This is a genomic window from Paenibacillus sp. sgz302191 (genome assembly GCF_057749925.1).
This window is the reverse complement of sequence record NZ_JBYLHY010000023.1, coordinates 115,505-130,132: the sequence shown is the minus strand read 5'-3', so window position 1 is coordinate 130,132 and position 14,628 is coordinate 115,505. Positions and strand designations below refer to the sequence as shown.

Sequence of the window (14,628 nt, the reverse complement as noted above, 5' to 3'; positions counted from 1 at the left end):
ATATCTTTTAGTTTAATTATTATCAAAACCGTACAAAGGAACCTTACCTGCATTTCGTTGATTTAAGATCGTTCCATCATCTTGAATGATTCTGTTTACAGCGCAGACCTTTGTGTTGATAAAACCATATCCATCGCCCCAGTTTGCATTCAATTTGTCTTTCTTTACGTGTTGATTGGGGTCTATGTTTGTAACACTCTCGTTATCTCCCCGTTCACTAATGAAGTAATCGTCTCCAACATAAATCCCTACATGAACAGGTCTCCCTTTATTAAACCAATCAAAAAAAATCAGATCTCCTACTTTAAGGCCACTAAAATCACCTTGCTTTACCTGATCTTTGACTTTGCTTTCCTCACTGCCTCTAGTTATCTGAGCTAATGTATCTCTTCCAATATCTAAATTCGAACCAAAAACAGTCATATAAACGGATGATGAAAAGGCTGAACAATCAAGATATGGCGGGGGGTTTTCATGATCTAATTTTTGAGTATGAGCTAACGCAGTTAGAACATAAGGTATTTGCCCTTCCCAACTTTTCGCCTCTTCAACCACTTTCTCTCTCCAGTGCTTTGGCTCACTAACGCCGCTCCCCGTTCCTTGATTCGCCAAGCTATCGGAACTCTTTGCTTCCTTCCGCTCCTCCGCCTTCTTCGGCCAGGGCGCAATGCCGTTCGCTACCTGATGCACATGCATTTTCAAAAGCTCCAGCGAAGTGTACGTTCCGACCAAACCATACTTCACTGCAAAGTCATACAGGCTCTCGTTCAACTCGCTGTCATACTTGTCCTCATTGACCGGCAGGTTGTATTTGAAATCATTCGGATACATCGCCGCCAGCTTATTCAGGTTTTCCCTTGCGCCGCGGTCGCTCATGCCATATTGATCTCTGATCCGGTCGGCTTCCTGCGAGAATGCTTCCAACTGCCGTTCCGTTTCCGGGTCCTTCATCAAGCTTTTCTTTAACGTCCAATATTGATCCGACAGCTCTTCCAGCCGATTCGCGTCCTTGTAGGAGTCTGCCGTGCAATCGCGCATCATGCCGATGTACTTGACTTTGTCCCGCAGGGAGTTGGCTAATCCTTGATAGTAATCTTTGTCTGCGTTCTTCCCCTCTGCGTCCGCCGCGTACCACTTGTTCGTGAAATCGTTCATTTGGTTGCGTGCCCACTCAGGCATGCTGTTGTCCTCGGCCAGCTTTTCGCGAACGCCCCGCGCCTTCTCTTCCGCCGCTTTCATACCGGCCTGATCCCCTTCCGCCTGAGCCTGGTAGTACGCGATTTTATACTGCTGCAGTAGTGGTTTCGCCCATGGAGGATAGATCTCTCCTTTATTCATCTCATCTTCCAGCGACAAATAGGCTTGATATTCCGCTTGGGATAACGGCAGCAATCGAACGGTCGACGCTTTGTAATGGCTTTCTCCCCACCCTCCGTCCAAGCGCAGGTAGCTAGCCCTGCTGTTCCCGTTGATTTCGTTCGCCGCCGATATGCGAACGTTGCCTCCATGCATGACCAAGTCCACGTCCGCGTTGAAGGTGATATTTCCCTGACTAGTGATCTCTACCCCTGTTGCTTGATCCAATCGGACAAGCATTGCATCGTTGTTCGTTGATAGGGCCATGGCCTCGTTGCCGAAACGCATCTCCTTCTTCGTCCGGGTGCTGAAGTACTTCGTATCCGGATCGCTGATCCTGTCGCCGCTGCCTTTCCGCGGCCGCTGCCGGATAGAATGCTTAACGACCGCCTCTTCCTCCTTCGAACCGGGAAAATACAAGTTCACGGCATCGCCCAGCTCGGGCATGCAGTGCCAGCCTATGGTTCCGCCTCCCGTATAATACGTCGAATACGGGAACCATACGGCTTCCTCCCTCGGCTGCTCGACTTTGTCCACACTCAAGTAAAGTCTGACATGCTCTCCCCTTACATCAATGACTCTGCCTTCGATAGAGCCGCCAATCAGCCGACAATTATCCATGATTTTACAGGTTAATCCCGCTTCGGGCATGAGGATATAGTCATATTTCAGGAAGCCTTTCTTCATGGTTGCGATTGATCGCGTCACTATGAGCGGCAGATTCAGGAACTTGACCTCATCGCCAATATCCAGATACCGGGTTTCCTCCACTTCGTAGATCGTCAAACCTCGCCACGCAGGATGCTGGCTTGCCGTAAAATTAATACCTTCCAGCTCGCCGGCCCTCCCCCCCCGAGTAATGCCAAAACTAAATCGGGGCTTGTCAGCAGTCGTGTCCGCTACCAAACCCGTTTGCAGGCGGGAAGCCGCCCTTTTCAGAAACTCCCAGTCGGTTTCCTCGTACTGCAGCAGCAATCTCCCCAACTTTTCCCCGTTCGTCCGATCGCTACAATGAGAGCCGTTGTACCTCACAATCACTTTCCTCGCCACATCGGCATATGTCATTTGGCTGTTTTGAAAAGAACGGCTTTGAGGGGTTTTATCCAGCAAATACGTATACGATAAACCTTCAACTTGCATCAAGTAACTATCGCTCTCACATGTAACCGTAATGTGTGTCGCTAGGCCTTTGAAAAGACAACGCACCACCTCCTGGTCCCCGTTCATTTCGTACACGGCCAGTTCCGTTCCGGCTTGTGCGATATGCGCATAGTTCTTCTGCTGCTCTTCCGAAATTTGAGCCGTCAAACGGATGCTTCCGTGTGTGTTGATAGTTTTCGTTATTTGCAAATCCGACCATTTTGTTATTTGGTAAGGACCTATGATTTTCAAATTGCCGTAAGTCACAGCTTGTTCCAACTGCTGCACCTGAACGCCTCCCTTCCGATGCTTGGCTCAACCGTTCAACTCTATTCGTATCAAATGCACACCAAGCGGCTCCAACCTCAAGACATACTCGGCGATATCTTCATCAATGACAAAATAAGGTTCCATCACACCGGCAATTTGAAACGCTTTATAACGCACGATCAGGGATGGGTCCAGAATCAGCTTTTTGACAGTGCCGTTATGATGCCACTGCGTCTCCTGCGCAAGGCAAGGGATCGCTTCAGGCGCCGCAAACCAGTATTTCGTTTGTTTGGATCGCTTCGGGTCAGTTAAAATGACCAATTTATATACAATCCGTTTTTCGCAACAGGCCAGCACTGCTTGGAGGCGATCCGACACCAGCGGGACGGGGCATTCTATATAATCGGGGTATTCATCCGCACCGCGTATATCAAATTGCAGAACATCCTCCTCCAAGGCGAGGAGGTGCTCACAATAGGTCATTCTTTTCCGGGTAAAAATGGAGGACAAACCGATCGGCCCCGCATAGTCCCCTATTCGCTTATCCTGGGACAAAAGATAATAGTCCATATGTCAACCCCCGTGAGGTACATTACAAAATCTCGCAGTAGCGCAAAATCTTGGCGCTCTCTTCACCGCCGGACTTGCTGTAAATCAAGTCCATCCTTCCTTTATGTTCGCCTGTGTACACTTCCAGATCGTCTTCGCACGCAATATTTAGAAATTCCGGCAATTGTACGGCAAGCGGCAGCGCATATTGCGCCAAACGAGTGATATAACGCGTCATTTCGGCCGCTTTTTGAAACTTGATTCGCTCGATGTCAGTCTCCCAAATTTTGTTCATATAAAGACGACTTTTCGTCTTCCACTCGGATTCCATTTGTTCCAACCGTCCGAAAATCCAACTGGAATCGTAGACTGCCCGGCAAGGCCGGGTATCAAAAAACCAATCCCGGTCATAGGCATGAATGGGATGCTCGTATTTTTTTTCCAATATATAAGTGCGGCGCATGGAGTACGTGATGTACCCGATTTTGCCCTTTTCTCCAGCAGCTTGTTTCTTATGTATGAGGATGCAGATCCCGCGAAAAGACTGAATGAACGGTTCAGCCAAATCATCCTTGCAGGTGTTAAAATAGCGTTCAAGTTCATCCAACTGCTCCTCGTAAGCGGGTTGGACGTAAGTGTCATAAAAATGCTGCAACGCTTCTTGTCTGGTCATCCAGTCACTCCTTTCATCTGCACCCAAAAACGTCGGTCGAGCACCTGTCAAATAACGGATACCTGACAAGTTGTTCTTATTTATCTACAAAAAACTCACTTATACCCAACAAAATCGCAGCAACGGACCAATATTCCATCGGTATAAAGAACAAGCTATGCTGCACGCCTAACCGTACCTGTCTTCCGGTTCGACTATCCAGATAGACATGATCCCGATACCGGTTAAAATATTTTCCTGCATACCATATGGGAGGCGCTGACAAAATGAGACCTATACCCAAAAAAATGTCGGTTAATGTTGAAGCCGTAGAATTATCCGCAAACCCCTTTGCTGTTATCGTAAAAAGCGCGACAACCACAACGACGATAGGGATTACCAGTATTCCGGCGCCTTTCCAAATTATCATTGCTTCCACCTGCCTATACATTAATCCACAATCATCCGCCGCGGGCCGCTGTGCCGGAAATCCGCTTTGGCCCGGCTGTCGCCGTGGGCCTCGCTCAATATACGCGTCAAATGTCTATGAATTTGTCCGTTGTCGCAGGGCTTGTAGCCCGTTCCCAGCCTGGCGGCCAAATAGCGCAAAATCAGCTCCCGCTCCAGGGGCTCCCGGTTCATGCACTGCATCGCAAACGCGATGTCGTACATGTGGGAGCTGCCCCGCTCCAGCAGCTCGGCGGCAAAATACCGCATCAACGCCGGGCTTATGCTGCGCTCGCCAATTCCCGCGTAAGCGACGTGAATGATGTTCCACGTGTTATACTCCGTGGCGAAGTCCGCGAAGCTTTGATATTCCGAGCGCAGCCTCGCCCCTTCCTTTAACTTGAAGCGGCCCAGTTCCAGCTCGCTGCCGCTCGCCGCAGGCTCGTCGTCCAGCACGATCTCCGCGCCGTACACGCTGAAATCCGGCTGCTCCTCGCCTGCCGCGAAGCGGATTTTCAGCACGGCCTCCCGGCCCGTCGCGCGGTATGGAAGCTGGAAATCCTCTTCCAGCATATACAACCGGCCGCCGTGCTTGACGATGCCGGCGGATACCGTGAGAGTCTCCGCCTCTACCGTCACGTCCGCTCCCGCAATAATACCGTCCGAGTATGCCCGGAAGGACAGGTCCGCAAAGCGCCTCGGAAAATCCCGCAGGCTTTCGAGCATTTCCCGTTTCAATATCCGGCCTTTATGAAAATTCGGTTGGACGTTCGCAAACAATGCCATTCCCCCTCTCTCCCCCGGCGTTTATTACTTCCATCCGTCAAAAAAGTCCAGCTCCGACAAATCGTTCTCAAACGGAAAAAATTTCTTGGCGCCCAGATAAAGCTGCTCGTCCCGTCTCGCAACCGGCAGCACGTGAAAGCCCCAGACGTTCTCCTCCGAGAACACGAAAAACTTCACTTCCCCATTGACGATCGAGTCGGTATCGTCCTGCGGAATCTTCGCTCCGTATGCGGCAAAAATGTCCTCGTACCGCGAAGGCGTGAAGCTGCCCGAATCGCTGGCATACACGTACTTGTGCCGCACATGGCCGTCGCTTCCCTTTAAGTACAATTCAACCTCGGCCGCGCTGGACGGCCGGGATACCGAACCTTGAACGCGGCTAAGCCTTTCCTGGGCGCCGATCAGCAGCTTTTCCTCACGGCTGTGGGTGAAGGCGCTGACCGAGAAGGGGACGACAGGCGCGCGATTCGTCATGTTCGCCTCAATCGTCCCGGCCCTGCGGGCGTTCAAATACCGGATAGCGCCCCGCAAGCAGGCCAGCTTCAAGTCCGGCACCTGTCCCGGATGCTCCGTCTTCCGGCGGAATTCGATGCTGCGGCCCGGCACAAACTCCTTCAAGGCTTCCCGAAACACATCGATGGTGCACGATTGCCCGGTCAGCTTGATGATCGAATAGTCCTGAAGCTGACCCTCCTGGTAATAGGTTTCCAGAAACTTGCGGACGATTTCGTAAATATCCGCCTTGATCAGCTGATTGATTTCCTTGATGTTGAACACGACGTTCGGAAAATCGTACACATCCTTCATCGCGCCGTTCTCGCTGAGCGACAGGCACCAGCGGTCCACGGCCGTGATTTTCAGGTCGCTTTCCTGCCTCGTTCCGCCGTCGGCGTCAAACCGGTTGCGGACGATGCCGGTTTTGCGGAAAAATTCTTTTTTCATCCGGTCGGCCATTTCCCAGAGAAAGTAAAAATTGCTTTTCACCCGAAGGTACTCGTCCCTCGTGCGGTTTTCATATTCCTTGAACCGGGTGGGAATCAGCTTCCCCGCTTCCCGGTAACTCGCTTCGAACGCTTCGTACACAGACCCGACGCCGAATTCGTCCACATGCCTGTACAAATCCGTCCCCGGAATCTGAATCAGGCTGTCGATATCCGTCACGCGCTTGCGGTTGCCGTAGTAATCGGCAAATACGATTTTCATAAATTGCATAATCCGGTACGTAATATTGTTGCCGCCAAAATTGGTATCGCCGTTTTCGTAAGCGGTCTGGATATCGATTTTGTAGGAAAGATTGCCGTCCTCAATGCGAAACCGGCAGGAGGAAAGATCCGTCGTACCGCCGCCGCAATCGATCACCAGCGCCTTGTATTCCTCACCGTCCATAAAGCTGCGCTTCTCCAGCTGATCGGCAATCGTGTTGTAAAGCACCGCCATGCCTTCATCCAGCCCATGCTCGGTTTCGATCGCGTATTCCGGCAGCAGCTCGGCAAACATGTCGTTATACTGCGTTCGCAGCTTAACCGGGCTCGATATGTGCAAATGCTTGAAGCGGCACTTGAACTGGTGCTCCGCTGTCCCCACTACATGCAGAAGATACGCCCGCAAAATGTCGCTTCGGGAAACCAATGCAGCATTGCCGTGCCCGTCGACGATTTCTTCGGTCTGCCCGTAGCTGTTCACCCACCGTTTAATTCCATGAAATACCGTCGCCTGGCTCGTGTACCCGCTCTTTTTCATCGATTTCAGCGCATCGTAGCCAAAATGGTACTTGACATTCGCCGGATCGGAGCAATCCGCCGCACTGACGACCGTCGGCAGCAGATCGATCCACTCTTCTTCCTTGCGGGTCGTATCGGGGAAAGACACGTAATTGATCGCATCCAGCCGAATTGCGCCGTTAAGCTGATTGTGCGAGGAAGGGGAGGAGACATACCCTCTGTCCAAATAAGCGCCAGCCGTCGTATTGGAGGTTCCGAAATCGATGGCCAGCACAGCGTCGGTCTCCTCCAGCTCCCTAATTTCCAGATCGGCGATCGGAACCCGGTAGTAATGCAGATTGACGGGAGGAAGCGGCTTCTCCTGATCATAGATCTTGTAGATATATTCCGAATCCTGCTTGCGAAAAAACAGGAAGCTGTAATTTTTGTTCGGCTTTTTGCGAAACGGAATGTCCGGCGACGCCGACAGGTAATAGACGCCCGGCTCCGCAGCGTCTTTGACCAGATGGAGCAGGCCGCACAGCTCCTGCCGCTCGTTCACGATCAGCACGTTGGACTCGCCGATCGCGCCCGGCGCTTCGATCCGGTACTTGTCGCGCCGGTCTGCCTTCTGCCCCGCATACAGCGTCAGCCGGGCGGGCACTTTCATGCTGCCGGCGTCCCGCAGCGGCGTGTTCAGATAGCGCCCCAGCGCTGCTTCCACGCGCTCGTGCCCGCCCTTCCTGAAGCTGCGGATCAGCAGGCTGGTTTCCGCATTTCTGTATTTCAAAATCGTGCGGACCAACGCTTCCCTGTCCAAGGATCCGGTGAGTCCTTCGACCAGCTTTTCCTTATGGCAAATGTTTCTTAATTGCAGCGTCGTCATATCCGACAGCTCGCTCCTGGTGTAGGTGGCCTTATGGCGTTCCGCCTGTTCGCCGCCCATGCCCTTGGGCGAATTCAACTTGTATGTATAGGCCTTCATGCAGCCCCCATCCTCCCATCAATAAATCGCGATGCGGTCGATCCGCATCGTTTCCTCGACATCGACGATGCCGAAATGATCTTCCCAGTACGTTTGCGTATGAAAGCGGACGGGGAGAAATATCGTCTTGATCAGCTCCAGCTTGGCGCGTGCCCGATCGCTTTCCGCCTGGCCGACATAAAACAGCAGCTCATCCTTGTCCTCGCAATTGGCGTAAATGGTGGAACGGCTGAACAGCTTGCGCATCGTGTCTTTCAGCAGATACACGGCCTCGCCCGTCTCGTACAGGCTGAGAATATTGCTTGCTACAACCTCCTGCTCCTCCGGGCTCAGCAGCTTCATCTTGTCCCGCACATCCTGCCCGAATATGCCTGCCTCCAGATCCCGCCGCACAAAACGGATATAGAACTCGCGCTTGTTCATTCCCTGCCGCAAATCCATATCTGTCAAAAAATGCATCAGGATATCGAACAGCGCATGCCGCAGCTCCGGATCCTCCTGATTGTTGATGTCGAACAAATCCTTGAATATTTCAAAAAAGCGGTAATACGGGTTCAATTCAACCTGTCTGTCGACAACCCCGGCATTCAGCGCTTCAGGACTAAGCTCCATGTAAGGGGAGTAAGTGCGGGCCGGGGCAAAATAAAGCTCCCGCTTCGCGATCCCCGATTTTTCCGCCTTGATGACCAAATCCCAAACGTAGTTCAAACCCATTCCCCTTCGCATTTGTATTCGGGAAAATACATCTGTACTTCCGATACCAGGAAACTCATCAAATCCTGCAGGATAAAGCTTTCCTCGCCGCGCCTGCAAAAACGGAGCCGCATCGCTTTCTTGTCGTTCTCCGTCCTGACTTGATCGCTGATGAACGGGTTCATGCCGTAAGTCGCTTCCTTGCCGTCCGCCTTGTCCACGATCTCCACCTGCTCCAGTTCCAGCGATTCGCAAGCTTCGAAGGAATGGACGATGCGGATAATCTCGCCTTTGGCCCGGACGGTCTGCGCCTGTTTGCGGGCGAATCCGCCTGTAAAGCTGTCTTTTCGCTTATTGGAGACAAGCCCATAAGGAAGTCTGCCGATTCGGGACGGAACGGGCTGCGTAATTTTGAACACGTTCCAGATGCCCGATTTCTCCTGCGGCGAGACGACGGTCAGCTCCTCCGGCATGCGCTTGATATAGCGGATTAGCTCCTCGTCGCCGTCGACCAAATAACCGTGCTCCGCTCCCGTTTTGCGAAGAGACAGCACATGCTCGAAGTTCACCCGGTCCACCGCCGGAATCGGGAATCCGACATTTTTGAACGAGAGCCGCTCTATGTTCCACATCGGAACCATATCCAGCTTTTTGCAAGCCTCGTACTCCTCCAAATGAACCCGGATTTCGACAATGTCCTCGTCCTCGCCGATCCCCTCCCCGCCGCCTGTCCACCACACATCGAAAAACTTGTGCGCGTACGGGTGGTTCACCGTTTTCCAGGGAACGTTATTTTTCTGAAAAACGCTGTACAGCTTTTCCAGCTCGCCGATATAGGCAAGGTTTTGCCTGAGGTGCGCTTCGATGGGATGGCTGCCGCGCGAAGTGACCAGCTCGCCCCGGAACGTGCTGCGCCCGTTCAGCAGCCCTCTGAGCGCCGTGTACTCGCACTGGAGAAATACCTTCATGAGCGCCGCTTCCCCATGCTCACGCTTTTCGGCCAGCAGCTTCCGAATATCGCTGACTTTCTTCTCCGCATCCTCCGCAATCATCGGATATAAAAACTCGTGGATCGGGTCCATTTCCTCCCTCGGCATCAAGGTCACGTAGACGTCATAGCTTTCCTCGCGCTCCTCTGCCTCCTTGAATACCCGCTCCTCCAGCTTGCGGTTCCATTCCTCCTGATACTCCACCAGGTTGAGAAAGATGCCCGTCATGACGCTCTTCAAAAGCTTGCGCTGTTCGAGATCCTCGATCCTGTTCAGCCTGTCCAGAACGATGTCCTTCATCATGGGTCACTTGCCTCCTCCCTCGTTTTTGCCCCCGCTTCCGGCCAAGCCGGCTTGAGCTGCGGGCGCAGCCTGCGCTTTGGCGCCTTCGGAAGCTCCCTCCGGCGCCGCTGCCTGAGCGGGCGGCGCAGCGGAAGGTGCCGTGGAAGGTGCTGCGGAAGGCGGCGGGTTCAGCTTTTCCTGGGCTTTCGTCATTTTCCGTTCGATGCCCAGCACCTTTTCCAGCATGCCGATCTCCTGGTAAATTTCCTGCGCCATGGCGTAAGAAGACAAGGACTGCTCGAAATCCTGGGCCGCATAGCTTTGGTCGCCCTTCTTTTCCAGCTTGTCGGCGTCCAATTGCCGCTTCTCTTTCTGAATCCCCGCCATTTTGGCGTCCGAGGCTTCGATTTTGCCGGCCAGCTCCTTTTCGCCGCCGGCGAACGAAGCCGCTGCCGCTTCTTTCTTCGCCTTGGCGTACAGCTCCTTGGCGCCTTCATAGTCCTGCGCCTGGAACTTCTCGTCCCCCTGCTTCATCAGGTCGGCGACTTGCAGGTACGAACGATTCCTGCTTATTTTGGCCTCCAGATCCTTGATGTCGTAATCTTCCTGCGAGCGCGCATCCTTCAGCGCCTTCTCGTAACTGGCCAGCGCCTTGGCGTAGTCGCCGTCCTTGAAAGAGGCGTCCCCGTCGACGACTAGCTGCGCCGTTCTCTGCTTCCGGGTCAGCAGCTGCTTATGCAAGGTGTCCTCCACCTTGATGGCCGCGTTCCGCCCCTCGCTGTATTCCTTGACCGCATTCGGGTAATTGCCATCCTGCACGGCAGTGTCGCCGTTCTTCTCATGCTCGAAAATAGCGGCCGCCGCCTCCGCTTTCGCTTTTACGGCGCGCGCTTTATAATAAAGGGCCCCTCCCCCCAGCAAAATGAGGGGAATCAGCACCATTGCAATCGTTTTTACGAGTTTCCATCTGTTTTTGGGCGGCTCCTGGTATACCTTGTCCGCATACACGGCGGCTGCGGTATAGTTCGGAACGACTCCGGACTGCCTGCTCAGCAGAACATCCTCCAGCGTATCGACCAAATCCTGCGGCTCTTTTGCCTCTTCTACGGCATCGAGCATCTCCGCTCCGTTCACGCCTTCCCATACCCCTGAGGTGCACAGCAGCAGCACATCTCCGTCGGACAGCGCGGACTTGCGGGATACGGCCGGCCGGAATTCTCCGCGCTTGCCCAAATACCACAGCAAATTGTGCCTTTCCTCATGCCGTTCCATGACGTCCTGCGAAATTTGCTCCGCATTCGCCATCGTTTGCGTCAAGCTCTGATCCTTGCTTCTTTCCAGCAATCTTCCGTTGCGAAAATGATAGATCCGCGTATTTCCGGCGGTCGCCCAGATCATCTTCGTGTAATTCGCGACGACTACGGTCAGGCTCGCCTTGCGCCGGACTCTGTGGCTTTCCGTTTGCAGCAGCAGGTGCGCTTCGCGCAAATAGCCGCGTACCGCTCTCCGGGAGAGCCTGGGCCTCTGCATGAAATTGCCGAGCACGCATTTCACCGCCATTTCGGCGCTTTCCGCCTCTGTATCCGTATCCAGCCCTTGGGCGATGACCCAACAAGCAAGTTCGTCATACTCCGTAAAAGCAAAATATCCCTTATTACGAACAAATGTTCCTGATTCTGACAAAAAGCTCGTCTTGAAATTGCTGTTATCCTTTCTCATCGCTGCCTCCCCCTGCTATGACCAACCCTTTTCCAGGAGCACTACCGTCGCATTGTCTTGATGCTTAAGCTCTTTGCGTTCAATGGCTTCAATAATGACCTCGGCAGCGTCATAAGCGGTCAGCGGCTCAGACAAAATATACTCCAGTTCGACTTCCGTGAGCGTATTCGTCACGCCGTCGCTGCACAGCAGCACGCGGTCTTTCTTGTGCAGCCGGATGGGCTCTGCGCCGATCTCTATATTTTTGAAACCTTCATAGCCCAAATAATTGACCAGCTGATGCTTGACCGGACTGTTCAACGCTTCTTCCTTCGTAATTTCGCCGGATACGTATCGTTCCTCCAGCACCGTTTCCAAAATATGCTTATGGTTGACATCGATGAATTCGCCGTTGCGATAAATTTTGATCAGGCTGTCTCCTACCGCTCCCCAATACAGCAAGCCGTCGGCTATAAGGACCGCCGCCAGCGTCGTCCCGCCCTGCGCGCCTTTGAAGCTGTGCATAATTTCCGTATTGCTGATCCGGGCCGCTCTTGTAAAATAGCCGGGAACATCCTCCAGACTCTCCAGCTTCAAAAACTCCTTGACGAAGGTCGTCACCGCCTTGGTGCTGGCCGCCCTGCCCCCGGACAACCCGCTGATCCCGTCGGCAAGCACGGCGATAGTTCCGTGGGTATTGGAAATCGTCGCAAAATAGTCGTCCTGCTCAGCACGCCGGCCGATCGTCTGCGCATTGCCGATGGACATAAACGGCGTTTGCTTCGCACGCGTGAGACATTCCCTGATGACCAGCAGGACGAACAAAACGAACGCGAAAGCGAGCACAATTCGGTAAGGCAGCAAATCGGGTCGCACCAGCACGCTCATCCTTCCCTCCCCGCATCGCTATCCCATTCGAAATGAACGCCGCATAACGGGATGAACAAAAACTTGCTTTTCCCAAGCTGAACGACATCGTACGCCGTCATTTCCACGGGCGAATATACCGCTTCGTTGTTATGATAAGCCAATCCCGAGGCGTCGCCGGGCAGCAGATAGAAATTTCTTTTCTTCGGATCGTAGACGATTACCGCATGGTTCCGGCGGGAAATCGTGTTGTCTCCGATAATGCGGATATGCATGTCTTCCGAGCGCCCGATAAAATTTTTCTCCGCCATAATCCGGTAATCCTGGCCGAGCTGCGGCCCTTCGATGCATACAAGCCAGCCGGTGACGGGCTCCACACCGCCCGTTTCGCCCAAATACGGCATCGTTTTATCGTCTTCCTGCGCTCTCGCCGATCTCGCGCCGTCCGCCCTCGGGGCAGGTTCCACCGCCAGGCTGCAATAGGGGCATACGCTGCCGTGTTTTCTCGTACTGAACATGTGCCCGTTGGCGCACCTTGTCAAACTCATTGTATCCATTCCCCCGTATTCGTCTTCTTAAAAAAGCCCGGCTTACTTCACCAGCAGCCTCGTATTGGCGATGTAAATCGTATCTCCCGACTCCACTTTATACGGCTGCTCGTCCGTCAGCGCCTGTTTGCCGGCCGATCCTTTCTTTTTGATCCCGACCCCGTTGCGCGAATCCAGATCTTCCAAATACCAGGACCCGGAGGCGTAATTGAGAACAGCGTGCTGCTTGCTGATCAAAGCTGCGTATTCCGCATCGGCCAAATCGATTTCAACCTCCTGCTGGCCCGAGCTTTTGCCGATCAACAAGGACGTTTCCCCCTGGATGAACCATTCCTTGATTTTTTCGCCGTCGTCGCCCAGCAAAGTCAGCTTGGCAATGCCGGTTCCCGCCGATTCTTTGCGGTACGCGCCCGGCGTTGGCGGCTTCCTGTAAGCCTTGATCCCGTACAGGATGGCGCAGACGACGGCTGCGCCTCCGACGACGTATTTCAAAGCAAGGAGCGGATTCCATATGTATGTATACATCAAAGCCGCAATCGCGGTCAGGGCGATCATCCAATCGATTGCGGCGACCCAGCCGGATTTGCCTGTGCTCGGCTGCGGGGTCCCGGTAGCATCTTTCATTTTCATTACCCCCGTTGCGTCTTCCTCCGGTATTATTTTTTCTTGATGCCAAAATAGGCATCGAACATGGCGCTCGTATCGACGGGATTTTTCCCGCCTTTCGGCTTCAGGCCGGCTTCCCCTTCTTTCGGGTGAAAGCCGAAAAATCGCGAGAACTGCTTGTCCAGCCCGCTCATGTCGAACTGCTGCCGGCCGCTCTGCGCGCGCTCCCCGGAAGCGGCGTTTCCACCTGCTGGCGCTTCCTTCCTCGCGTTCAATCGGGCGTCGTACGCCGCTCTCGCCGAAGCGTCGGACAGCGTGTTGTACGCTTCATTCACCTGCTTGAACAGCTTCTCCGATTCCTTGCTGCCGGCATTGGCGTCGGGATGGTGCTTCTTCGCCAGACGCTTGTACGCCTTCTTGATTTCGTCCGCTGAAGCTTGACGCGAAACACCCAGCAGCTCGTAATAATCGCTCATCTTATTCATCCTTGCAACCAGAATAATTGCAAAAAATAGGTAAGGGGCTGCCGCCCCTTAACCTACTTTTCTTTCGCATATGGCTTATGCCGCTTAAACGGCATACCCGCCTTCAACCGTCGTGAATTCCGTTTTATCTTTCTTCTGCTTGATGAAAATGGTGAATTCGCCGACGCCTTCGGTATCTCCGAAACGCTCGCTGTAATCCACAACGAATGCGTTAGGGAAATAAATTTTGCGAATTACCTGATCGGCTGCAATCACTTCGAGGGTCACTTTTCTGTAGCAATCGGCTTTTTCCGCCGGTACGAGCGACCACAGAGCCAGCTTCATCGTGTCGTCAGCGCTGTCGCCGTCCGTTGCCGTAATGATTTTGCCCGAAATTTTCAGAAAAGCTCCTACATCCGTCGATCTTGCGTTGGAATCGTCCGGTGTATCCGTTTCATACTTGACGGTTTGGATATTGTCCAATCCCAGCTCGATTGTTTCTGCGCCTTCCACTTTAAGTTTGAATCCCATTGAAAAATCCTCCTTAAAAATAAATGTGTGCTCCGAAAGCGGGGTCCGCTTGCGGAATATATGCT

At 53.2% G+C, this 14,628-nt stretch carries 14 protein-coding genes; all 14 read right to left on the bottom strand.

What is annotated here, in order from left to right:
* Nucleotides 1-12: 12 nt before the first annotated feature.
* Nucleotides 13-2,784: a C40 family peptidase gene (locus tag AC3G2T_RS27050; protein WP_488437532.1), complete on the bottom strand. Its 2,772-nt coding sequence runs from the start codon at nt 2,782-2,784 to the stop codon at nt 13-15.
* Nucleotides 2,785-2,811: 27 nt separating this feature from the next.
* Nucleotides 2,812-3,336, bottom strand: coding sequence for a hypothetical protein (locus AC3G2T_RS27045; RefSeq protein WP_474683645.1), 525 nt, complete (start codon nt 3,334-3,336; stop codon nt 2,812-2,814).
* A gap of 22 nt (nt 3,337-3,358) precedes the next feature.
* Nucleotides 3,359-3,988 (bottom strand): hypothetical protein, encoded by a 630-nt coding sequence (locus tag AC3G2T_RS27040; RefSeq protein WP_474683644.1) that lies wholly within the window; start codon nt 3,986-3,988, stop codon nt 3,359-3,361.
* 76 nt (nt 3,989-4,064) lie between these two features.
* The gene (locus tag AC3G2T_RS27035) at nt 4,065-4,397 is read right to left on the bottom strand and encodes a hypothetical protein (protein WP_474683643.1); all 333 of its coding nucleotides are present in this window, start codon (nt 4,395-4,397) and stop codon (nt 4,065-4,067) included.
* Between the two features lie 20 nt (nt 4,398-4,417).
* Nucleotides 4,418-5,194: a DNA and RNA helicase gene (locus AC3G2T_RS27030; protein WP_488437546.1), complete on the bottom strand. Its 777-nt coding sequence runs from the start codon at nt 5,192-5,194 to the stop codon at nt 4,418-4,420.
* Nucleotides 5,195-5,224: 30 nt separating this feature from the next.
* A complete protein-coding gene (locus tag AC3G2T_RS27025; RefSeq protein ID WP_488437531.1) occupies nt 5,225-7,885 on the bottom strand; it encodes a molecular chaperone in 2,661 nt (886 codons plus the stop codon).
* 18 nt (nt 7,886-7,903) lie between these two features.
* Complete coding sequence (locus AC3G2T_RS27020; RefSeq protein WP_488437530.1) at nt 7,904-8,599, bottom strand: iron-dependent peroxidase; 696 nt, start codon at nt 8,597-8,599, stop codon at nt 7,904-7,906.
* On the bottom strand, nt 8,590-9,867 hold the full coding sequence (locus AC3G2T_RS27015) for a normocyte-binding protein (RefSeq protein ID WP_488437545.1): 1,278 nt from the start codon (nt 9,865-9,867) through the stop codon (nt 8,590-8,592). Before AC3G2T_RS27015 ends, AC3G2T_RS27020 begins: the two co-directional genes overlap by 10 nt.
* A gap of 6 nt (nt 9,868-9,873) precedes the next feature.
* A complete protein-coding gene (locus AC3G2T_RS27010; RefSeq protein ID WP_488437529.1) occupies nt 9,874-11,568 on the bottom strand; it encodes a PP2C family protein-serine/threonine phosphatase in 1,695 nt (564 codons plus the stop codon).
* Nucleotides 11,569-11,583: 15 nt separating this feature from the next.
* The gene (locus tag AC3G2T_RS27005; protein ID WP_488437528.1) at nt 11,584-12,435 is read right to left on the bottom strand and encodes a PP2C family protein-serine/threonine phosphatase; all 852 of its coding nucleotides are present in this window, start codon (nt 12,433-12,435) and stop codon (nt 11,584-11,586) included.
* On the bottom strand, nt 12,432-12,962 hold the full coding sequence (locus tag AC3G2T_RS27000; RefSeq protein WP_474683638.1) for an FHA domain-containing protein: 531 nt from the start codon (nt 12,960-12,962) through the stop codon (nt 12,432-12,434). Before AC3G2T_RS27000 ends, AC3G2T_RS27005 begins: the two co-directional genes overlap by 4 nt.
* A gap of 42 nt (nt 12,963-13,004) precedes the next feature.
* Nucleotides 13,005-13,586, bottom strand: a complete 582-nt coding sequence (locus AC3G2T_RS26995; RefSeq protein ID WP_488437527.1) for an FHA domain-containing protein — start codon at nt 13,584-13,586, stop codon at nt 13,005-13,007.
* Nucleotides 13,587-13,618: 32 nt separating this feature from the next.
* Nucleotides 13,619-14,044, bottom strand: a complete 426-nt coding sequence (locus tag AC3G2T_RS26990; protein WP_474683636.1) for a DnaJ domain-containing protein — start codon at nt 14,042-14,044, stop codon at nt 13,619-13,621.
* 93 nt (nt 14,045-14,137) lie between these two features.
* Nucleotides 14,138-14,563: a membrane-associated protease 1 gene (locus tag AC3G2T_RS26985; protein WP_474683635.1), complete on the bottom strand. Its 426-nt coding sequence runs from the start codon at nt 14,561-14,563 to the stop codon at nt 14,138-14,140.
* Nucleotides 14,564-14,628: the final 65 nt, after the last annotated feature.